Origin of the sequence: Polynucleobacter sp. Fuers-14 (genome assembly GCF_018882045.1) — a bacterium.
Classification (GTDB): domain Bacteria; phylum Pseudomonadota; class Gammaproteobacteria; order Burkholderiales; family Burkholderiaceae; genus Polynucleobacter.
On sequence record NZ_JACVPG010000003.1, the window covers coordinates 17,888 to 38,216 of the forward strand.

Sequence of the window (20,329 nt, forward strand, 5' to 3'; positions counted from 1 at the left end):
GATTAAGGCTCTTTTAGGCTTGCCTTAAAGCAGCGGCACACTCATTGACTAGGTCAGGGCCTCGATAAATCAAGCCGCTATAGAGTTGTACTAAGCTTGCACCTGCCATGATCTTTTCACGGGCATCTGCGCCACTCATGATGCCGCCCACGCCGATGATGGGTAGTTGATTACCCAATCTGGCTTTTAAAGCTTTGATGACAATATTAGAGGCATTTCGCACGGGCGCGCCAGATAAGCCGCCAGCCTCTTCACCAAACTCCATTCCCTTGACTGCATCGCGAGAGATGGTTGTATTGGTAGCGATCACAGCATCAATGCCAAACTCGAGCAGAAGATCGGCGATGAGATTAATGTCGCTATGGTCTAGATCGGGTGCAATTTTCAAAAAGAGTGGTTTGCGTACACCGTAACGATCGCTTAAGCGCTTTCTGGCTTCATCAAGACTTCCCAATAATTCGCGGAGCATTTCTTCGCCTTGTAAGGCGCGTAGATTTTTGGTATTCGGAGAAGAAATGTTGACGGTGATATAGGTAGAGATTTCATAAACGGCTTCCATCGCCAGGATGTAATCTCGAGAAGCCTCTTCAATTGGGGTGCTGGCATTCTTGCCAATATTTAAACCAAGTACACCACCACTTTGCCAAAACTGAGAGCGACGCACTCTGGCAACGCAGGCATCAACGCCATCGTTATTAAAGCCCATGCGATTAATGATGCCCTGAGCTTGCGGTAAACGAAACATGCGCGGCTTAGGATTGCCCGGTTGTGGCCGTGGCGTGACTGTGCCGATTTCTAAAAATCCAAATCCCAATGCAGCGAGCGCATCGATATGCTTGCCATCTTTATCTAAGCCTGCTGCTAATCCAACTGGATTAGGAAAATCAATGTCACAGAGCGTTTGTGGATCGTTAATGGGCTTGCTTACTAAACGCTCCAATAAACCCCAGCGCTGCGCACGGTCCATATTGCTTAAGGTGAGGTTGTGCGCCTTTTCTGGGTCTATAGAAAACAGCCAGGGGCGGAGGAGGGAGTAACGATCGATCATGGATAGATATTATGACTCAGGGAGCTCTTGCCAGTGATCGTCAATCAAACCTTCCATAGGTTGATATTTCACCTTATACGACATCTTGTCGCTTTCCTTGATGTAGTAGCCAAGGTAAAGGTAAGGCAAACCCAATATGCGAGCTTGTTCAATTTGCCACAGAATGCTATAGCTACCATAACTAGCCGCAGAGCTTATGGTGTCGTAAAAGGTATAAACAGAGGAGATTCCCTGTTCCAGAATATCAATCATGCTCACCATGCGCAATCGACCGGGGTGCGTGTCAAGCGGACCATCCCGAAACTCCACAATACGGGAGTTCACTCGGCTTTGTAATAAGAACTGCATGTATTGATCTTGATCATCGCTATCCATATCACCACCTGCGTGTCGCTCAGTTTGATAACGTTGATAGAGTTGGTAATGTTCCTCTTGGTAACCTAGATTGAGGACGGAGGCCTGAAGATCAGAGTGTTTTTTCTGGGCACGGCGCTGGCTGCGAGAAGGTGTAAATTGATTTACCAAAATACGCGTAGAAATACAGGCTTTGCATTCGTCGCAATATGGTCGATAGGTATACAAACCACTACGTCGAAAGCCTGCGTTGAGTAAATCGTTATACACATCCGCATGAATCAGATGCGATGGCGTGGCTACTTGTGAACGAGCTGTCTTATTGGGCAGATAGCTACAAGCATAGGGAGCAGTTGCATAGAACTGCAGGGTGGTTAGGGGAAGTTCTTTAAGCTGGGTCATAACCAGTGATGCAAGATTGCTTTGTCAAAAGTCCAGGATTTCTTAATCTTAGTTTGATTTAAGGATATTTGCAGTTGCTCTAAAAAGACCTGCCTGGATATTGGGGTGGCGCCTAAGGACAATAGGTGAGCCGTTTCTTGCTGGCAGTCGATCATCTGGACTTCATTCATCAGGCACCATGCACTCAGGGCTGCTAAGGCGATTTTTGATGCATTCGTCTTACGGCTAAACATAGACTCACCAAATACCATTCCTCCAAAGGCAACGCAATAGAGTCCGCCAGTAATTTGGCCATCTTCAATTACGGCAATACTATGAGCATTGCCTGCTTCGTGAAGTGCGGTGTAGGCATCAATGATTTCATGGGTAATCCAAGTACCATCCTGATCTTTGCGAGTACTCGTGGCGCAGGAGCGTATGACTGCGCCAAAATCGGCATCAACCAATATCTGTGATTGCGTGCTTTGACAAAAGAGTCGAATATTCTTTTGCAAAGACTCACTACATTTAAAGGCGCTGGGCTTTAATACCATTCTAGGGTCCGGCGACCACCAAAGAATAGGTTGGTTATCCGAGTACCAGGGAAAAATACCTTGTTGATAGGCGCGAGCTAGTTGACCAGGGTATATCTGCTCACTGACGGCAATGAGTCCAGGAACACTGGGATCAGGATCTGCCTCAAGCAGTGGATTTGGGAAAGGGTCGTTGGGCCCTAGCCAAGCTATCTGACCCATGTCGACTCAAATTCGTTCGGATGGCAAGACATCACGACTGCGCACATGAAATTCCTTACCAGCATCTAAGTTGCCAGCAGCGCGGTCTGCAAAGAACCATTCAAGGGTCTGCTTAACAGTGGGAAAGGCCAGTTCATCCCATGGAATCTCATGCTCATGGAAAAGGGCTACTTCAAGACTTTCTTCGCCTGCAGAAAATTCTGGATTGGTCATCGTAGCCAAATAAAATAGGTGAACCTGTTCTGCATGGGGCACATTCAGCAAGGAATAGAGCGGTCCAATTTCCACGGCGGCACCAGCTTCTTCCAGAGTCTCGCGAGCTGCGCCGTGGCTAGTGCTTTCACCTAACTCCATAAAGCCCGCAGGTAAAGTCCAAAAGCCATGACGAGGTTCAATCGCACGACGACATAAGAGCACTTGCTTGCCGTATACCGGAATACTTCCGACTACGTTGCGAGGATTTTGATAATGAATGCTGCCGCACGCTTCACAGACATGACGCTCACGAGAGTCATCTGCTGGAATTTTGATGGTTAATACAGAGGCGCAGTTAGAGCAATACTTCATGCTGACTTTCTAAAAATGGGCTTTGATGGCGCCGCGTAATGCATTGCTAAGCATAATCTCATCTGCCATTGAAACATCATTAATAGTCAGGTTGGCTTCACGGGCATTTAGGGCGGGGTCTGCAAGTAGGGCGGCACGCATTACCCCAGGCAAGAGGCCGGCCGACACAGGTGGCGTAAGCCATTCAGGGCTGCCGTGAGGTTTGACAAAAATGCTAGTCCTTCCACCCTCAGTAACAAAGCCTTGTTCATTAATAAATAAGGCATCAAATCCGCCTAAGTTCACGGCTTCTTGCCAAGCTTGGTCATAAAGGGATCGATTGCTAATTTTGTGACGCAGTAAAGCATCCCCAGAGAACATCGTCACATCACCTTGAAGAATATCTTTAGCCCAGAATATTTTGACTGGTTCATTGATCAAATCCATTGCAGCAGTTGTAACTAATAGTTCACCAGTAGGCGTGAGGTCTAGTCTTAATCGATATGACAAGCTCTTATCAAGCGATGCACAAGTGCTTGAAATCAATCTCTTGGCAGTCTCAAGTTGAAAAGGGATTCTTAAAGCTGCAGCAGATGCAGACAGACGGTGGAAGTGAGCATGCAATCTTTGGGGCTCACTATTGACGACTGCAATGGTTTCAAATAAGCCTGTAGCGCTTGGAAGATCCATCAGGAACGCAGATTTAATGCGGCACTCTTGCCATTCTTGGCATGCATCTGAGTCGTTGGTGATTCCGGCGCCCACCCCTAGGGTGAAGCTTGATGCATGAGAGTTTTGATCTTGTCTAATTTCGACAGTACGGATGGGAACACTAAAGGCAAAGTTCCCATTGGGGTCAAGCCAGCCTAAAGCACCACAATAATAGCCACGATCTTCGGGCTCTATCTCTTGAATAATTTCCATACTGCGTTTTTTTGGAGCCCCTGTAACAGAGCCACATGGAAATACGGCTTTGAAAATATCGAATAGAGCAACATCAGGTTTGATCTGACCTTGCACGGTAGAAGTCATTTGCAATACATCACCGTGTCTTGCCACTTCAAATAGATTGGGCACTAGTACCGTGCCCGGAAGAGAGATGCGACTGAGATCATTGCGTAGCAAGTCCACAATCATGACATTCTCAGCTTGATTCTTTGGGTCATCCGATAAGGCGCTCGCAATAGTAGATAGGGCGCTTGCAGTGCCCTTCATTGGCATAGCTTTTATCGTGTCGCCATCTCGCGCAATAAATAGTTCAGGCGATTGCGACAGTAAAAAATTGCCATCATGCTCAATAAAAGCACCAAAGCGTCCAGGCTGGCGATCCCTTAAGCGACTATATAAAGCGAGTGGAGCACCATAAGTCTTGCCTGTGATTCGATAGGTGTGGTTAATCTGGTAGCTATCACCATTACGAATATATTCCTGTATCGCTGCAATATCGGCCGTAAATTGCTCCTCGTTCAAGGATTCCCGAACATCCATTACTCCGGCGCTTGCTTGAGCTAGATCTAGCGAAGCCAGCCTCTGAGCAATGAAACTATCGACATCCTGCTTAGACAGCTTTTTGAATTCTGCAAAAGACCAGGCTTCAATGAGGGGATGGTGATGATCTGAGTGATTGACTCGCTCTGGAAGATTATGAATTTGCCTACCTAACTCGTAAGCAAAGGCAGCAACAATAAATTCGCCCTTAGCAAGAGAGGCGGATATTTCAGTAAGGCACTGCTGGGTAGAGGTTAAATCTACCGCATGATCGCCGCTTGGAAGAACACGCCAGTACTGCAGTGCATTTTCATATTGGCGACTGGTGGGTAAGGCCGCGGTGCTTTGCGCATCATCGAGCAAAATCATCGCGGCTTACCTGGTAATTTCTACTTACTTCAGAATCGTTGCAGATTCGATGATGACAGTCTTAGTAGGAACATCAGACATTCTGCCCATACGTGGAGCTGGGGCAACCATGGTTGGCACTTTGCGAATGGCATCTATGGTTTGAGTGCCAGAGATCACTTTGCCAAACACGGTATAGCCATTACCCATCGCATTAGGATAGTCGAGCGCCGCATTGTCTTTCACATTAATAAAGAACTGCGAAGTTGCAGAATCGGGATCGGAGGTACGAGCCATCGCAATCGTATACACATTATTCTTCAAGCCATTTTGCGCTTCAGAAACCACGGGAGCATCGGTTGGCTTTTGTACCAAGTCCGGTGTAAAGCCACCACCCTGAATCATGAAGCCATCAATCACGCGATGAAAAATGGTGCCGTTATAGAAACCACTCTTCACGTAGTTCAAAAAGTTAGCGGTGCTCTTGGGTGCCTTCACATCATCCAATTCCACCACAAAATTACCCATGGTCGTTTTAAATTCTACTTTGGGTCCTGCAAATGCAGCTTGAGCGGTAAAGCAAGAAACAGCAACAACGAGGGTGGCGAATAGCTTACGCATAAGAGCTCCTTAAAGAATAAATAAAGTTAGTTAATTAGTTAGTTTTCTTGCGCAACGGGTTACCAGTTGAGCGTTCTTATTTGAAAAGAAATCAGATCCTCCGCCCGAGGTTGAAAGATTACTAAACCATGCAATACCACTAGCGGCGTATTCTGTAGAGCTCCAATAATTTGCATTTAACGGGATGATATTGGTTGTAATAAGTTTTGACTGAATATCGTTTTGTGCGCTGCAAGTTACTGTTGATGAGGAGTTCATTTCGCAGATAGCAGGTAAGTACCAATCAGCATAGCCATTAATTGTAGATTTGCATAAACCAGCGGCGTAGCTATTTGATGGAGTGGAGGAGTAATAACCAACAATGAGAGAAGTATTGCATTGTCCGTCACTGGCTCCATTGCAAGGTGGGGCAGTAGAGAGCTCAGTTACTCCAATGCCGAAATTATCGGGACTCCAGTGTGCGGCCGGGGATTGATTGCTTAAGGAAAAAACTTTTCCGCCTATGCTGCTTGTAGTGGCGGTTAAGTCATCAATTGAAAAAATATACCCAGACTGATAGATATTTCCATAAGTAAGAACATAAATATCGGCACTCACATTATTGGTATTTGAGCCGCTAATAGCCATTGCACTTGCTACTGATGTTGAACCAACGGCTGAATTCGGTGTGAAGCCGGGTGTAATGGTAATGGCGCAAGACGAGCCTGGCGCAAGTGATGCGCTACATGTGGTGCTTTTGCTTGTTCCTGTGGGAAGGGCTGGGGTGGATGTCATGTTTATGGATGAAGCAGTCTCTGTACCCGTATTGGTAAGAATTAATATGCGTGGATTTCCACTAGCCGCAAGAGCAAGTGAAGTTGTGCTTATTGATAATGTTGTGGTTGCCGGAGGATTGTCGACGCAACTAATGACGATGGTTGTGATATTTGCGGTAACGTTAGTTCCAAAATAATTTGTGAGGGTGCAGATTTGAGTGCTTGGCTGTGAAGTAATAGTGACGTTGTATTGTCCACCCTGAGCTGTGGGTGTTGCAAATATGAATTGTCCTGATGTATTCACAGTCAATTGATCTGTTCCATTATTTTTAATACTCAGAGATCCGTTTAACCCAGATACAGTTCCGCCGACGGTAAAGGAGGTGTTGCTGGGGGTTGTGGCAGAGGTGGGAGCGGCAGCTGGTACGTTTTCGGTATTTGAGCTTCCTCCACCACAGGCCGTAACTAGTACCCCAAGGCAGTAAATTAGGGCTACTAAAAATATCTTTCTCACTTATGCGGTCTCCGCCCAATGCTTTTTAATGACTAAAGAATACCTTAATTGCAGTATGCGACTTTTTAGCTATACGAGCCCATTCGGAATATTGCTAGCGTAGCTATAAGAAGCCTCTGCAAACATCCCAGGCCTTGCGAGGTAATCCAAGGTCCAGTCTATGGTGTCGACACCCCAAAAGCAATGTTGATTCACTATCATGGCAGGGACTCCAAAGGCACCATCGGCTTTTGCTTGATTGGTGTTGGCAATCAGTCTTGCCTTCACTTCTGGGTTTTCAGGTTTAGGTGTGTCAGCGGGAAGGCCTAGGTAGCTGCAAAATTCTGGCCACGATAGGTTAGGGTCCTTCCCTTCCACCCAAACATAATCAAAAGCGCGCTCAACCATCATCCAATCGGCATTTTGTTCAACCAAAAGGCGTTGGGCGGCAACTGTCATAAAAGGGTGATGCTCTGGAAAGCGAAACGGAATGCCTAACTTCTCCGCCTGCCATACACAAAACTGATAGGTATGAGGGCGTTTTGCTGCAACTTCTCCTGGACCTTTGTTCTCAGCTGCCCGCAGGAGGCCGCCCAGCAAAATCGGAACAGGTTTGATATCCAATTTGGCTTCAAGGCGCTGCCTTTGTTTAACGTAAAGATAAGCAAACGGCGAAACAATATCGTAATAAAAAGTAGCCGAAATCTTTGTGCTCATATCGCCTTATTTCTTCTTATGCTCTTCATCGAGCTTTTTTAAGAATGCTAGTTTTTCTTTGATCTGTGACTCTAGGCCGCGCTCCACTGGCTCGTACCAATGGGGCTCCTTCATGCCTTCTGGAAGATAAGTTTCACCGGCGGCATAGCCATGAGGTTCATCATGGGCGTAGCGATATTCTTTTCCATGTCCAAGCCCTTTCATCAGTTTGGTAGGTGCATTGCGCAGATGATTCGGAACGGGTTTGGATTGATCGTTAGCTACATAAGCGCGAGCAGCATTAAAAGCGTTGTAGCTTGCATTGCTCTTAGAGGCAACTGCAAGATAAACCACTGCTTGCCCAAGAGCCAACTCACCCTCAGGAGATCCTAGTCTTTCATAGGTCTGCGCTGCATCGTTAGCCAACTGCATTGCTCTTGGATCTGCCAGACCAATATCTTCCCAAGCCATCCGAATAATGCGTCTGGCTAAGTAACGGGGATCGGCGCCGCCATCTAGCATGCGGCAAAACCAATATAAGGCCGCATCAGGGTTGGATCCGCGAACGGATTTGTGTAGAGCAGAGATTTGATCGTAAAAGTGATCACCACCTTTATCAAAACGCCGCGCTTGAGCACTCAGTGCATTTTCTATAAATTTCTGATCAACGATTGTTACTTCCGCATTTGGTGTGAGGACAGCATTGCGCACTTGTTCAACTAAATTGAGAAGGCGTCGCGCATCACCATCAGCATTGGAGATAAGGGTATCGATTGCTATTGATTCAAATTGCACATCGGGCATCGCGTGCTGATGGGCTCGATCAAAGAGTAATTTCAGCTCCTCGGGAGTGAGCGATTTCAAGACATAGACTTGAGCACGCGACAGGAGGGCAGAGTTCACTTCAAATGATGGGTTCTCGGTAGTGGCACCAATAAAGGTGAATAAACCAGACTCCACATGGGGTAGCAGGGCATCTTGCTGGCTTTTGTTGAAGCGATGGATCTCATCAACAAATAAGATCGTTTGCTTGCCGTACTGAGCCATATTTTGTTGGGCTTGCTCAATGGATTCTCGGATTTCTTTAACACCCGCTAGAACTGCAGAGATGGCAATGAACTCACGATCAAATGCTTTGGCGGAGAGACGCGCTAGCGTAGTCTTGCCAACACCTGGAGGCCCCCACAAAATCATTGAGTGAGGCTTACCGGAGGCAAATGCTAGATTGAGTGGTTTACCACTTGTTAATAAATGCGTTTGTCCAATGACTTCTTCAATCGTTTTTGGGCGCAGCGCCTCTGCTAAGGGTGGAGGCGGTGCGCTATCAAAAAGACTGCTCATTGCATCAGACTTGAATAAAGAGAATAACTAAGGATGCCCAAGTGAGGCAGGCTGCTGCAACATAGGTCAAGCGATTGCGCATGGTCATAAAAGCAGAGCGGGCGGCTTCGTCGGCAAAATAATATTGATAAGTGTTCTGATCAATATTGCGCTGAATGATTAGAGTAGAAGCCAAAATCAGTAAGCCTACTGGAATATAAATATGAAGGGCTAACCAAGCCACTAAAGCGGGGATGACACCCCAGATCCATGCATTACGGTCTTCCCAGCGATCACCAGCGGGCGCCTTACCTAGAAGATGTAAATTAGCACCCCAATGCAAAGCCCCCATAAAGGAAGTAATCACGGCACCATAACCCGCCAAAGATTCAGCGCTTAAATAATTTACGGGTGTTGGCGCTAATTGCACCATGAGGGCTAGCCCAATAAATGGAATAAGACCGGCATAGCCAAGTTTGCGAACTAAAGGTGGGATGGGGTTCACGATGGGGATGTCTAAGTTAATGATTTGAGAATGAAATTATTTATCGTAGGTGTATACGCCGCGACCTGTTTTGCGACCGAGATATCCAGCGGCAACCATTTCACGAAGCAACGGGCAAGGGCGGTATTTAGAGTCGCTGAAGTTTTCAAAATAGACTTCCATTACCGCTAAGCACGTATCTAATCCAATGAGATCTGCTAAGGCTAGTGGGCCAATCGGTTGATTGCAGCCTAACTTCATGCCAGCATCAATATCTTCTGGGCTAGCAAGACCTTCCGATAAAACAAAGAAAGCCTCATTAATCATTGGAAGCAAAATGCGATTCACCACAAAGCCCGGTGAGTTTTTAACGGTGATCGGTTCTTTCCCAATACGCTTAGCCATCTCAATAATGGCAGCATGGGTAGCATCGCTAGTTTGCAGGCCACGAATGACTTCCACTAAGGCCATTAGGGGTGGCGGGTTGAAGAAGTGCATGCCAATAAAGCGGGCAGGATTTGAGTCAAGCGCTGCTAGTTTGGTAATCGATAGGGAGGATGTGTTGGTGGCAATGATGGTGTCTTTGCTCACGATCTCGTCTACTTGCTTGAGAATCTTTTCTTTAATTGCTTGGTTCTCGGTTGCAGCTTCAATCACCAATCCCAAGCCTTTGAAGTCAGCATAAGAAGTACTTCCTTTAATACGTTTGAGAGCAGACTCCTTTGCCTCAACAGTTAACGTTTCTTTTTTGACAAGACGATCCAAGCTCTTGCTGATTTGTTCAAGACCGCGCTGCACTGCTGCCTCATTAATATCAACCATCACAACATCAAGGCCTGCAACCGCACACACTTGTGCAATCCCATTGCCCATAGTGCCTGCACCAATGACGCCTACTGATTGAATACTCATCTTATTTCCTCTTTTGATACTGGGTGGAACCAAATAACTGCTCTCTAGCCTTGTCATCGTGCAAGGGTTTGCGTAATGCGGTTAATACTTCGCAGCCACGCTTCACTGCTGGTCGTGCCCCAATCTTTTCAAACCACTTTTTGAAATGCGGGTAATCATTGATTTCAATGCCTTGATTTTTCCAATTACGAGTCCATGGATAAATCGCAATATCAGCAATGGAATAGGTTTTGCCTGCGATATAGGGATTATCTTTCAGTTGACCATCCAATACTCCATAGATGCGTTTAGCTTCATTGGTGTAACGATTAATGGCATATTCAATTTTCTCTGGTGCGTAGAGCCTGAAGTGGTGGTTTTGCCCAAGCATGGGGCCAAGGCCACCCATTTGGAACATCAGCCATTGCAGCACCTCGTACTTACCGCGGGTACTTTGGGGCAAAAATTTGCCCGTCTTGCCGGCTAAATAGAGCAGGATGGCGCCAGACTCAAATACATTGATTGGTTTTCCGTCTGGCCCATTAGGATCAACGATTGCTGGAATCTTATTGTTAGGGCTAATCTTGAGGAACTCAGGCGCAAATTGATCGCCGGCACCAATATCAATCGGATGAGCAATCCAGTCGCGACCTAGGCGGTAGCCGCATTCTTCGAGCATGATGTGCACCTTATGGCCATTTGGGGTTGGCCAGCTGTAAACATCAATCACTTCTTTTGATTTTGGGGTTGCCATTTTTTCCTCTATAAATTTTGTAAGCGCTGTAAGGCATTGGCGAGAGTTTGCTCTTGCTTTGCAAAACAAAAACGAATGACGCCAGACTCGGTAGGTTGATCATAAAAAGCAGAAACTGGAATAGCAGCTACCCCAACTTCACTAGTAAGCCATTTGCAAAAATCAGCCTCATTCAATTTAGCCTGGGGGATTCCTAGTGCGGAGTAATCAGCGCATTGAAAATAACTACCGGGACTAGGAAGCAATCTAAATTTGGTTTTACTTAAGCCAGCCCTAAAAAAATCTCGCTTAGCTTGATAAAAGGCGGGAAGATTTAAATAATGTTTTTCATCTGCAAGATAAGTGGCTAAGCCATATTGCATGGGGGTATTGACGGCAAATACATTGAACTGGTGCACCTTGCGGAACTCTTTTGTTAGCGCAGATGGCGCAGCTACATAACCCACTTTCCAACCAGTGACGTGATAGGTCTTGCCAAAGCTAGAAACTAGAAAGCTCCTAGCTGCTAACTCTGGATGAGAGGAGATGCTATGGTGCTTGGCGCCGTCATAGACCATATGTTCATAGACTTCGTCACTCAGTATCAAGGCGGAAGTATCGCGAACTAAGGCTGCTAGGTGATCAAGATCTGATTTATCCCACACCATACCAGTCGGATTATGTGGAGTGTTAATCAATATAAGTCGCGTTTTAGGGTTGACAGCATTTGCTAATACATCCCACGGAATTTGATACGAAGCCACTTGTCCTGACTCATCACGTACGACCTGCAATGAAATGGCAATCGTTTTTCCTCCGGCCAAATCTATTGCAGGTCGGTAGCAGTCAAAGGCGGGTTCGATGATGATGACTTCATCGCCAGGACCAACGCAAGACAGTATGGCTGTAAATATGGCCTGTGTGCCACCCGCAGTAATTGTGATTTCAGTATCAGCATCGTAGTGGTGACTATATAAACGGCTGATCTTCTGACTAATGCCATGACGAAGTTCTGCAACTCCAGCCATAGGTGGGTATTGATTGTGATCTGCCAACATGGCTGCATTCACATCAGCAATCAGTTTTCTGTCGCATGGAAAGTCCGGAAAGCCTTGCCCAAGATTAATCGCCTGATGCTCTGCGGCCAGGGAGGACATCACCGTAAAAATGGTGGTTCCAACTTTTGGTAGGCGACTTGGAAAAGAGGGTGTCTCTAGCGGGTTCATGAGTGCAGGGGTAATGATCGGTCTTTTACAGCGGATATATTCGGTAGTCGCTAGAATGGTAAAAATACATAAACAAATTGTGCCATGCTGATCGTTCTTTCACCTGCTAAATCCCTGGATTACAAGACCCCCGCCAAGGTCAAGGCACCGACTTTGCCCGAGTTTGTCTCGGAATCAGCCAAGCTCATTGCTGATCTCAAGAAGCTAGCACCGCAAGACATTGCCAAATTGATGGGTTTATCCGATCAGTTGGCCATTCTGAATGTCGGTCGCTACCGGGATTGGTCCAAGAAATTCACAGAAGAAAACAGTAAGCCGGCGATCTATGCCTTTGATGGGGATGTCTATGATGGTTTTGACGTTAAAACCCTGAATGCCAAAGCAGTAGAGTTTGCCCAAGATCACATCCGAATTTTGTCCGGCCTTTATGGCGCGCTGAAGCCTCTGGATTTGATGCAGCCTTATCGCTTAGAGATGGGCACCTCATTCAAAAACGCCAGAGGTAAGGATCTTTATGCATTTTGGGGGAGTCGCGTAACCGATTCCATCAAGAAGGTTCTAGAAAAGCAAAAAAAGCCAGTCCTACTGAACCTGGCTTCAGAAGAGTATTTCAAAGTACTCCAACCTAAAGAATTGGATTGCCAGGTCATTTCCCCGGTGTTTCAGGATGCTAAGGATGGTAAGTACAAGATTATTTCTTTTTATGCCAAGCGAGCCCGCGGCTTGATGGCTCGCTATGTGGTTGAGAATCGCATTACTGATCCCGCTGATTTAAAGGGCTTTAATTTAGATGGTTACAAGTACTATGCCGCTGAATCAAAAGTAGATAAGCCTGTATTTAGAAGGGCAGAAAGAAAATAATGGCCGTGCATCGCACTAAAGCATCGCAACGGAATTCTCCAGAAGTGGAGAAGATGGTAGCTGACGCTATTTCCTTGGCCGCATCTGGCAGTCAGATCGAGGATCGCTTCTGGGAAGAGCGCCTGAACGTACGCTTAATGCGCTTGCTCAAAAGTCAAAATCAAAACGTGATTGATGTCGCCCTAGATCAAGCCTTCCGTATCAATACAGTAGCCTTTGAAGTACTTGCCGACATTGCAGAAACCTTGGCTGAGTCATTGAGGGTTGAACATGAAGGGCAGGGCTGGGATGTATTGTTACTAGCAATGCCTATCGTTGCGCATACTCGTTATCAGATTCCATCTGGGCCATTGCCTGTCAATATTATTGAGTCAACTGCTCAGGCCCTACATAGCGCTATTGCTTCAACTGATACTCGCATAGCCATTGTTCCTTGGCTTTACAGCATTGATCAAATGCCGCATTCCCATTGTCAAACGCGCGTGCTGACTGAAGCATTGGCAACCGCGGCAATTTCCGGAAAAGATGTCAAGCTTGAATTGCGCAATATGTCGGAAACGATTGCCGTATTAGCGGATCCGCGTTTTATTATTGCCGCCTTAAGTGCGCCGAGCGGCTCCCCCATTTTCCGATGGCAGGCTGAGCCACCAGCCCGCCAAGAGCGGGGCGTGAGTTTGATTGGTTGGCAAACTGCTATGCAGGAGCCGATTGCATCTCTACTCCCTGGTTGTGAGTTTGAGTTGCTCTTACCAGAGGCGTATTTCACAAACTGCCGCTTGGCTGATAAGCATGTGCGACCTTTGAGTATTCGCGCAGCAGTCAATTTCTTAGAGAGCACTCTCGGGATATTGCCGGCTGGCTTATCTTGTGTGGTCGGTGCATTTGGAGAAGAGCAGGCGGATGAGTATCGAATATCGTTCAGTGTAAAAGGTTCATCCGATGTAATGTATGGGGTGATCTGGCCACTGTATGACAGAGAAAGTGTGGCAAACGACGCTTTAAACGACCTGTCAGATGATGAGAGTCCAATTAAGAAGATTTGTGATGCCTTGCATGACGCAGGAGTAGAGGATGTATTCCGACATGCAATGCTGTTTGATCCAGAGCTTTGTGATGACTGTGGAGCACCTTTATTCCCAGATCGCTCAGGCGAAGCAGTACATGCTGAAATGCCAGACGATGCACCATCACAGCAACCTTTGTTTCACTAGATTAAACAAAGAGGCAAAACAAAGAAGCAAAAGAAAAATATATCAATTAAATAATAGAAACGCTAAGCAATAAAAAAGCCGAGATGTCTCGGCTTTTTTATTTGATGCAGTGCGAGAAATTAATTCTGCACAAAAGGTTCTGCGCCAGCAAACAAGTGTGGCAACTTACCAGATCTCATATCTGCTGTTTGGCAGAAATCGGCAAGACGTACACCCGCTTTAATGTTAAATAGCATTGCTTTGTTCCCCAATACCACTAGGTCGTAACCTGAATTGGTATTTTTGTAACGCAGGCTACCCGGCAATGAAGTTTGGCGATCCAAATCATACGTTTTGGATTCCCAAGTTAAGCGGATCTTTTCAGTTGAGCCAGTAGTTTTGAATTGCTTGCTTTCTTGACAGGTCCAAGTAAATACTTCTTCATCAGCAAATGCATTTGCAGCGCCTAAAGCGCTAGCAAGCACAAGACTAATGGCGAGAAGGTTTTTCTTCATCTAGTTTTCCTTATGAGAGCAAGTGCTTAACGCCAGCCTGCTCTTCGAGTAACTCATTCAAGGTGTGGGTCATGCGCTCACGGGAGAATGCATCGATCTCTAAACCTTCGATCATTTTGTATTCGCCGTTTTCGCAAACTACTGGGAAGCCATAAATCACTTCAGCAGGAATGTCGTATTCGCCTTTAGAAGGAATACCCATTGTTACCCACTTACCGTTAGTGCCGAGAACCCAATCATGAATATGATCAATTGCCGCATTCGCTGCAGAAGCTGCTGAAGACAGGCCACGCGCTTCAATGATGGCTGCGCCACGCTTACCAACAGTAGGAATAAATACATCTTTGTTCCAGGCTGCATCGTTGATAGAGTCTTTGACTGACTTGCCATCGATCGTTGCAAAGCGATAGTCTGGATACATTGTTGGGCTGTGGTTGCCCCATACAACCAATTTCTCAATATCAGCTACCGGCTTGTTTAACTTGCTAGCCAATTGTGAGAGGGCGCGGTTGTGATCCAGGCGCAACATGGCTGTGAAGTTTTTCGCAGGAATATCTGGAGCAGATTTCATGGCGATGTAAGCATTGGTATTTGCTGGGTTACCAACAACCAATACTTTTACAGTCTTCTTAGCAACTGCATTTAATGCCTTGCCTTGAGCTGTGAAAATTTGTGCGTTAGCGGAGAGCAAGTCTTTACGCTCCATGCCAGGACCGCGTGGACGTGCGCCAACTAAAAGGGCAACGTCGATATCTTTAAAAGCGGTCATTGGGTCAGAGTGTGCTGACATACCTGCCAATAGCGGGAATGCGCAGTCTTCCAACTCCATCATGACGCCAGTTAAGGCTTTTTGAGCTTTTTCATCAGGAATCTCAAGCAATTGCAGGATGACGGGCTGATCTTTGCCCAGCAGGTCGCCATTGGCGATGCGGAATAGAAGGGAATATCCGATTTGACCGGCTGCACCGGTTACAGCGACACGCATTGGGGCTTTTGCCATTACTGAGAACTCCAAAGGAAGGTTAATTGGGTTAAATAAAGAAAACTTTTCTATTATCCATTCAAGTGTAGGGACTTTAGCTTTACACTGTCAATGATGTCTTATATAAGACTAGAATTACCCTGAATTTTATCCAATTGACACGGCCTGGAGTTAATTTGTCTGATGTGAATTTGCCTGTTGCCTCATTTAGCCCTCTGTACGAACAGATCAAGGCGATGATTTTGGCTAGTTTGCAAGCCTCGGAATGGCTTCCGGGGATGGCTATTCCGAGTGAAATGGAGCTCGCAGCCCGTTATGCCGTGAGTCAAGGCACTGTCCGCAAAGCCATTGATGAGCTGGCCGCCCAAAATTTACTGGTTCGCCGCCAAGGGAAGGGCACCTTTGTCGCCACCCATCAAGAAGACGACTGGCAATATCGTTTTTTACGATTAGCCCCGGATTCTGGTGAGAAATTTCACCTGACCAACCAGTTTTTGACCTGTGAAAAGGTCGAGGCTACGACTTATGTGGCTAATTTGCTCAAATTAAAGGCAGGTGACCCCATTATTCATATCGACCGGATTCAGAGTTTTGCTGGCAAACCCATTGTTTTTGAAGAGATATTTCTGCCTGGTACTCGTTTTAAGGGTTTAGATCTCGAGGTTCTCAATGCTTGGCACGGTCCCATGTATGCCTTTTATGAGGGGCAATATGCCACTCACATGGTGCGCGCAGAAGAAAAAATTAAGGCTATAGCTGCCGATGAAATGCTGGCAAAACACCTTCATCTGGAAGAGGGTGCGCCAATCCTTTCTGTAGAACGGGTGGCTTTCACCTACGGGAATAAACCAGTAGAAATTCGTCACGCTAGATACGACACTTCAGAGCAGCATTACGAAAACAAATTGAACTAAGTGCGTTGATGAACATATCCGTTAAAACCCCTATTAAACCCCTATAAACCCGTAAAAATCCCCACCAGCCCTAAGGTTTCCAATAGAATATGTTGCGATACAACAAAACCACAATGAACCTCCACCTAAAGATAGAGATTGCCCATGGTTGATTCACAGCAAAATGTAAAAAAAGATAGACCGGTTTACCGAAATATTGGTCTTGCCCAGTTGATTAAATACCGCCTCCCTTGGGCCGGTAAAGTGTCAATTCTTCACCGCATTAGCGGGGCAGCGATGTTTCTCTTGTTGCCATTTATTTTGTATCTCTTCGATCAGAGTCTTGCATCTGAGCTGAGCTACCAAAAATTCCAAGCTTTCACTGGCAATATTTTGGTCAAGATTATTTGTCTCGGTTTGATTTGGTGTTTCTTGCACCACTTCTGTGCTGGTATCCGTTACCTCTTGCTCGATTTAGAAATCGGCGTTGAGAAGTCTGAAGCAAATCGTTCGGCCATTTTTGTTTTGTTCCTCGGCTTGGCTTTGACTGCTGTAGTGGGTCTCAAATTATTCGGCGTGTACTAAGCGCACATCATTTAAGGAAATTTCATGCCTATTTATCAAATTGGACCAAAGCGCTTAGTTGTAGGCGCGCACTACGGCCTTAAAGAATGGATCATCCAGCGCGTTACTGCGATAGTGATGGTGGTATTTACGATTGTTTTGTTAGTGGACTATTGCATTACTGGCAGCGCTACTTATGAAGGTTGGTCTGCTTTGTTCAGCAACCAATTCATGAAGTTGTTGACGCTCTTGGCGTTTATCAGTCTGTTCTATCACGCCTGGATTGGTATCCGTGATATCTGGATGGATTACATCAAGCCCGTCAGCATTCGCTTAACACTCCAAGTGTTAACTGTTTTGTATCTCGTAGCCTGTGCGGCCTATGCCGTGCAAATTTTGTGGAAAGTGTAATTCGATGACTGCAATTAAAAAATCATTGCCACGCCGCCGTTTTGATGCGGTGATTATTGGGGCAGGTGGTTCCGGTATGCGCGCATCATTGCAGTTGGCTGAAGCCGGCTTGAATGTTGCTGTACTAACTAAGGTATTCCCAACACGTTCACATACAGTTGCTGCCCAAGGTGGTATCGGTGCTTCATTAGGCAATATGAGTGAAGACAATTGGCACTATCACTTCTATGACACCATCAAGGGATCCGACTGGTTGGGTGACCAAGACGTGATCGAGTTCATGTGTCGCGAAGCTCCAAAAGTCGTTTATGAGTTAGAGCACTTCGGCATGCCATTTGACCGTAATCCAGATGGCACGATTTATCAGCGTCCATTCGGTGGCCACACAGCAAACTATGGCGAGAAGCCTGTGCAACGTGCTTGTGCTGCTGCTGACCGTACTGGCCATGCCATGTTGCATACCTTGTATCAACGTAACGTGCGCGCTAAAACAAACTTCTTCGTTGAGTGGTTAGCGCTCGATTTGATTCGTGATGATGCAGGTGATGTTGTTGGTGTTACTGCTCTCGAAATGGAAACAGGCCAGGTCTATATTTTGGAAGCCAAGATTGTGATGTTGGCAACTGGTGGTGCGGGCCGTATTTGGGATGCATCAACAAACGCGTTTATTAATACCGGCGACGGTATGGGCCTAGCAGCTCGCGCAGGTATTCCATTGGAAGATATGGAGTTCTGGCAATTTCACCCAACTGGCGTTGCTGGTGCGGGTGTGTTGTTGACAGAAGGTTGCCGCGGTGAAGGCGGTATCTTGCGCAATAAAGATGGCGAGCGTTTCATGGAACGTTATGCGCCAACCTATAAAGATTTAGCCCCACGCGATTTCGTATCCCGCTGCATGGACCAAGAAATCAAAGAAGGGCGCGGTTGCGGTCCCAACGGTGACTATGTTGTGCTCGATCTGACACACATTGGTGCCGAGACCATCATGAAGCGTTTACCTTCTGTTTATGAGATTGGTATTAACTTTGCGAACGTTGATGTCACTAAAGAACCAATTCCAGTAGTGCCTACGATTCACTATCAGATGGGCGGTATTCCAACGAACATCAATGGTCAAGTGGTTGTTCCAGCAAATGGCATCCCCAATGAAATCGTCAATGGTTTGTATGCGATTGGTGAGTGTTCATGTGTATCCGTACACGGTGCGAACCGCTTAGGCACTAACTCATTGCTCGACCTCTTGGTATTCGGTCGTGCAGCTGGTAACCATATTGTTGGCTTAGATCTGAAAAATCGCGAATTCAAGCCGTTACCTGCGAATGCTGGTGAGCAAACATTGGAGCGTATTGCGAAGTTGGATAACTCCACTTCAGGCGAGTACGCGCAAGACGTTGCAAACGACATTCGCAAGTGCATGCAGAAATATGCTGGTGTGTTCCGTAATCAAGAGTTGATGGATGAAGGCGTTCGTCAAATGGCTAAATTGACAGAGCGCGCTAAGCATTTATGGGTTAAAGACAAATCCGAGATTTTCAATACAGCACGTATTGAGGCTTTGGAAGTGGCTAACTTAGTCGAGACTGCAAATGCAACTATGATTTCTGCTGCAGCTCGTAAAGAGAGTCGTGGTGCACATTCGCATGATGACCACCAAGAGCGCGATGATGAGAATTGGATGAAGCACACCCTTTGGTACAGCGAGGGGAATAAGCTTTCTTACAAGCCAGTTGTCTTGAAGCCTCTCACTGTTGAGTCCTTCCCTCCTAAAGAACGTACTTTCTAAGCAAAAGAGATAGAAGATGAGTGATATCCGTATATTCGAAATTTACCGCTACGATCCAGATGTCGATGCTGCTCCACGCATGCAACGTTATGAGTTAGAACTCTCTGGTGAGCGTATGTTGTTGGACGCTTTGATTTCTTTGAAGAAGCAAGATGAGTCGATTTCTTATCGTCGCTCATGCCGTGAAGGCGTGTGCGGTTCAGATGCTATGAACATCAACGGTAAAAATGGTTTGGCTTGTTTGACCAATATGTTGACTTTGCCTAAGGTCATTACATTGCGCCCATTGCCTGGCTTGCCAGTAGTGCGTGATTTGATCGTCGATATGACTTTGTTCTTCAAGCAGTATTTATCAATCAAGCCTTACTTGGTAAATGACAATCCACCTCCTGAAAAAGAGCGTCTCCAGAGTCCTGAAGAGCGTGAAGAGTTGAACGGCTTGTATGAGTGCATCTTATGTGCGTCATGTTCAACTTCATGCCCATCTTTCTGGTGGAATCCTGATAAGTTCGTTGGCCCAGCTGGGTTATTGCAGGCTTATCGCTTTATTGCGGATAGCCGTGATGAGGATACCAATCAGCGCTTGGATAATTTGGAAGACCCTTACCGCTTGTTCCGTTGCCATACCATCATGAATTGCGTGGATGTATGTCCTAAGCACTTGAACCCAACGAAGGCAATTGGCAAGATCAAGGAGTTGATGGTTCGTAGGGCAGTATGACCCTCGGCAATGCAGAGTTATATCGTTTAAAGAGTGATGCTCGTAGGGGCTTGCTAGAGAACGATTTAATTCTGCAGCGTTTCTTTGAGCGTTACGGCACTCAATTAAGCGTAGAAGATGGAGAAGTTTTAAGCCAGTTATTAGCTTTAGATGACAACGACTTGATGGATTTATTGATTGGCCGTAAGGATTCTGTAGCTAGCCTGGAGAAAGAAATGCAAACAGACTCTTTCAAGATGGTTTTACAAAGGCTGAGAGAGAAGTAATTCA

At 46.2% G+C, this 20,329-nt stretch carries 23 protein-coding genes; 8 read left to right on the top strand and 15 right to left on the bottom strand.

What is annotated here, in order from left to right; genetic code table 11:
* Nucleotides 1-13: 13 nt before the first annotated feature.
* From ICN40_RS00755 to ICN40_RS00815, 13 genes are all read right to left on the bottom strand, one after another.
* The gene (locus ICN40_RS00755) at nt 14-1,048 is read right to left on the bottom strand and encodes a quinone-dependent dihydroorotate dehydrogenase (protein WP_216241345.1); all 1,035 of its coding nucleotides are present in this window, start codon (nt 1,046-1,048) and stop codon (nt 14-16) included.
* Nucleotides 1,049-1,057: 9 nt separating this feature from the next.
* Complete coding sequence (locus tag ICN40_RS00760; RefSeq protein ID WP_216241347.1) at nt 1,058-1,804, bottom strand: arginyltransferase; 747 nt, start codon at nt 1,802-1,804, stop codon at nt 1,058-1,060.
* Nucleotides 1,801-2,538, bottom strand: a complete 738-nt coding sequence (gene aat, locus ICN40_RS00765; protein ID WP_216241349.1) for a leucyl/phenylalanyl-tRNA--protein transferase — start codon at nt 2,536-2,538, stop codon at nt 1,801-1,803. The genes ICN40_RS00760 and aat overlap by 4 nt, the downstream gene beginning before the upstream one ends.
* A gap of 6 nt (nt 2,539-2,544) precedes the next feature.
* The gene (locus ICN40_RS00770; protein WP_216241350.1) at nt 2,545-3,105 is read right to left on the bottom strand and encodes an NUDIX hydrolase; all 561 of its coding nucleotides are present in this window, start codon (nt 3,103-3,105) and stop codon (nt 2,545-2,547) included.
* Nucleotides 3,106-3,114: 9 nt separating this feature from the next.
* Nucleotides 3,115-4,941 carry a bifunctional chorismate-binding protein/class IV aminotransferase gene (locus ICN40_RS00775; RefSeq protein ID WP_216241352.1) on the bottom strand — a complete coding sequence of 609 codons (1,827 nt, stop codon included), beginning with the start codon at nt 4,939-4,941 and terminating at the stop codon, nt 3,115-3,117.
* A gap of 24 nt (nt 4,942-4,965) precedes the next feature.
* Nucleotides 4,966-5,541, bottom strand: coding sequence for a peptidylprolyl isomerase (locus ICN40_RS00780; RefSeq protein WP_216241354.1), 576 nt, complete (start codon nt 5,539-5,541; stop codon nt 4,966-4,968).
* Between the two features lie 30 nt (nt 5,542-5,571).
* Nucleotides 5,572-6,810 (bottom strand): DUF1566 domain-containing protein, encoded by a 1,239-nt coding sequence (locus ICN40_RS00785; protein ID WP_216241356.1) that lies wholly within the window; start codon nt 6,808-6,810, stop codon nt 5,572-5,574.
* Between the two features lie 69 nt (nt 6,811-6,879).
* Entirely contained in the window at nt 6,880-7,506 is a 627-nt protein-coding gene (locus ICN40_RS00790) for a 2-hydroxychromene-2-carboxylate isomerase (protein ID WP_216241358.1), read from the bottom strand.
* Between the two features lie 6 nt (nt 7,507-7,512).
* On the bottom strand, nt 7,513-8,826 hold the full coding sequence (locus ICN40_RS00795; protein ID WP_216241360.1) for a replication-associated recombination protein A: 1,314 nt from the start codon (nt 8,824-8,826) through the stop codon (nt 7,513-7,515).
* A 4-nt stretch (nt 8,827-8,830) separates the two neighbouring features.
* Complete coding sequence (locus ICN40_RS00800; RefSeq protein WP_308281756.1) at nt 8,831-9,310, bottom strand: DUF3429 domain-containing protein; 480 nt, start codon at nt 9,308-9,310, stop codon at nt 8,831-8,833.
* 36 nt (nt 9,311-9,346) lie between these two features.
* Complete coding sequence (locus ICN40_RS00805) at nt 9,347-10,201, bottom strand: 3-hydroxybutyryl-CoA dehydrogenase (RefSeq protein ID WP_216241362.1); 855 nt, start codon at nt 10,199-10,201, stop codon at nt 9,347-9,349.
* Nucleotide 10,202: 1 nt separating this feature from the next.
* The gene (locus ICN40_RS00810; RefSeq protein WP_215360360.1) at nt 10,203-10,910 is read right to left on the bottom strand and encodes a glutathione binding-like protein; all 708 of its coding nucleotides are present in this window, start codon (nt 10,908-10,910) and stop codon (nt 10,203-10,205) included.
* Between the two features lie 32 nt (nt 10,911-10,942).
* Nucleotides 10,943-12,139 carry a pyridoxal phosphate-dependent aminotransferase gene (locus tag ICN40_RS00815; protein WP_216241363.1) on the bottom strand — a complete coding sequence of 399 codons (1,197 nt, stop codon included), beginning with the start codon at nt 12,137-12,139 and terminating at the stop codon, nt 10,943-10,945.
* A gap of 84 nt (nt 12,140-12,223) precedes the next feature.
* On the opposite strand from ICN40_RS00815, the gene yaaA reads away from it, so the two are divergent.
* Nucleotides 12,224-13,000 carry a peroxide stress protein YaaA gene (gene yaaA, locus ICN40_RS00820; RefSeq protein WP_215359936.1) on the top strand — a complete coding sequence of 259 codons (777 nt, stop codon included), beginning with the start codon at nt 12,224-12,226 and terminating at the stop codon, nt 12,998-13,000.
* Nucleotides 13,000-14,211, top strand: a complete 1,212-nt coding sequence (locus ICN40_RS00825) for a DUF2863 family protein (protein ID WP_216241365.1) — start codon at nt 13,000-13,002, stop codon at nt 14,209-14,211. The genes yaaA and ICN40_RS00825 overlap by 1 nt, the downstream gene beginning before the upstream one ends.
* Nucleotides 14,212-14,330: 119 nt before the next feature.
* Here ICN40_RS00825 and ICN40_RS00830 read toward each other — a convergent pair whose 3' ends face one another.
* Both ICN40_RS00830 and ICN40_RS00835 read right to left on the bottom strand, forming a co-directional pair.
* The gene (locus ICN40_RS00830; protein WP_215321897.1) at nt 14,331-14,705 is read right to left on the bottom strand and encodes a hypothetical protein; all 375 of its coding nucleotides are present in this window, start codon (nt 14,703-14,705) and stop codon (nt 14,331-14,333) included.
* A gap of 10 nt (nt 14,706-14,715) precedes the next feature.
* A complete protein-coding gene (locus tag ICN40_RS00835) occupies nt 14,716-15,705 on the bottom strand; it encodes a malate dehydrogenase (RefSeq protein ID WP_072582234.1) in 990 nt (329 codons plus the stop codon).
* A gap of 167 nt (nt 15,706-15,872) precedes the next feature.
* Between ICN40_RS00835 and ICN40_RS00840 the strand changes: the two genes are divergently transcribed.
* The 6 genes from ICN40_RS00840 (at nt 15,873) to ICN40_RS00865 (ending at nt 20,325) form a co-directional block, all read left to right on the top strand.
* Nucleotides 15,873-16,601 carry a GntR family transcriptional regulator gene (locus tag ICN40_RS00840; RefSeq protein ID WP_308281760.1) on the top strand — a complete coding sequence of 243 codons (729 nt, stop codon included), beginning with the start codon at nt 15,873-15,875 and terminating at the stop codon, nt 16,599-16,601.
* A 144-nt stretch (nt 16,602-16,745) separates the two neighbouring features.
* Complete coding sequence (sdhC, locus tag ICN40_RS00845; protein WP_072582236.1) at nt 16,746-17,165, top strand: succinate dehydrogenase, cytochrome b556 subunit; 420 nt, start codon at nt 16,746-16,748, stop codon at nt 17,163-17,165.
* Nucleotides 17,166-17,189: 24 nt separating this feature from the next.
* Nucleotides 17,190-17,555 carry a succinate dehydrogenase, hydrophobic membrane anchor protein gene (gene sdhD, locus ICN40_RS00850; RefSeq protein ID WP_072582237.1) on the top strand — a complete coding sequence of 122 codons (366 nt, stop codon included), beginning with the start codon at nt 17,190-17,192 and terminating at the stop codon, nt 17,553-17,555.
* Nucleotides 17,556-17,559: 4 nt separating this feature from the next.
* Nucleotides 17,560-19,338, top strand: a complete 1,779-nt coding sequence (sdhA, locus tag ICN40_RS00855) for a succinate dehydrogenase flavoprotein subunit (protein WP_216241369.1) — start codon at nt 17,560-17,562, stop codon at nt 19,336-19,338.
* A 16-nt stretch (nt 19,339-19,354) separates the two neighbouring features.
* Nucleotides 19,355-20,059 carry a succinate dehydrogenase iron-sulfur subunit gene (locus tag ICN40_RS00860; RefSeq protein ID WP_216241371.1) on the top strand — a complete coding sequence of 235 codons (705 nt, stop codon included), beginning with the start codon at nt 19,355-19,357 and terminating at the stop codon, nt 20,057-20,059.
* On the top strand, nt 20,056-20,325 hold the full coding sequence (locus ICN40_RS00865; RefSeq protein WP_216241373.1) for a succinate dehydrogenase assembly factor 2: 270 nt from the start codon (nt 20,056-20,058) through the stop codon (nt 20,323-20,325). The genes ICN40_RS00860 and ICN40_RS00865 overlap by 4 nt, the downstream gene beginning before the upstream one ends.
* The last annotated feature ends 4 nt before the right edge of the window (nt 20,326-20,329 follow it).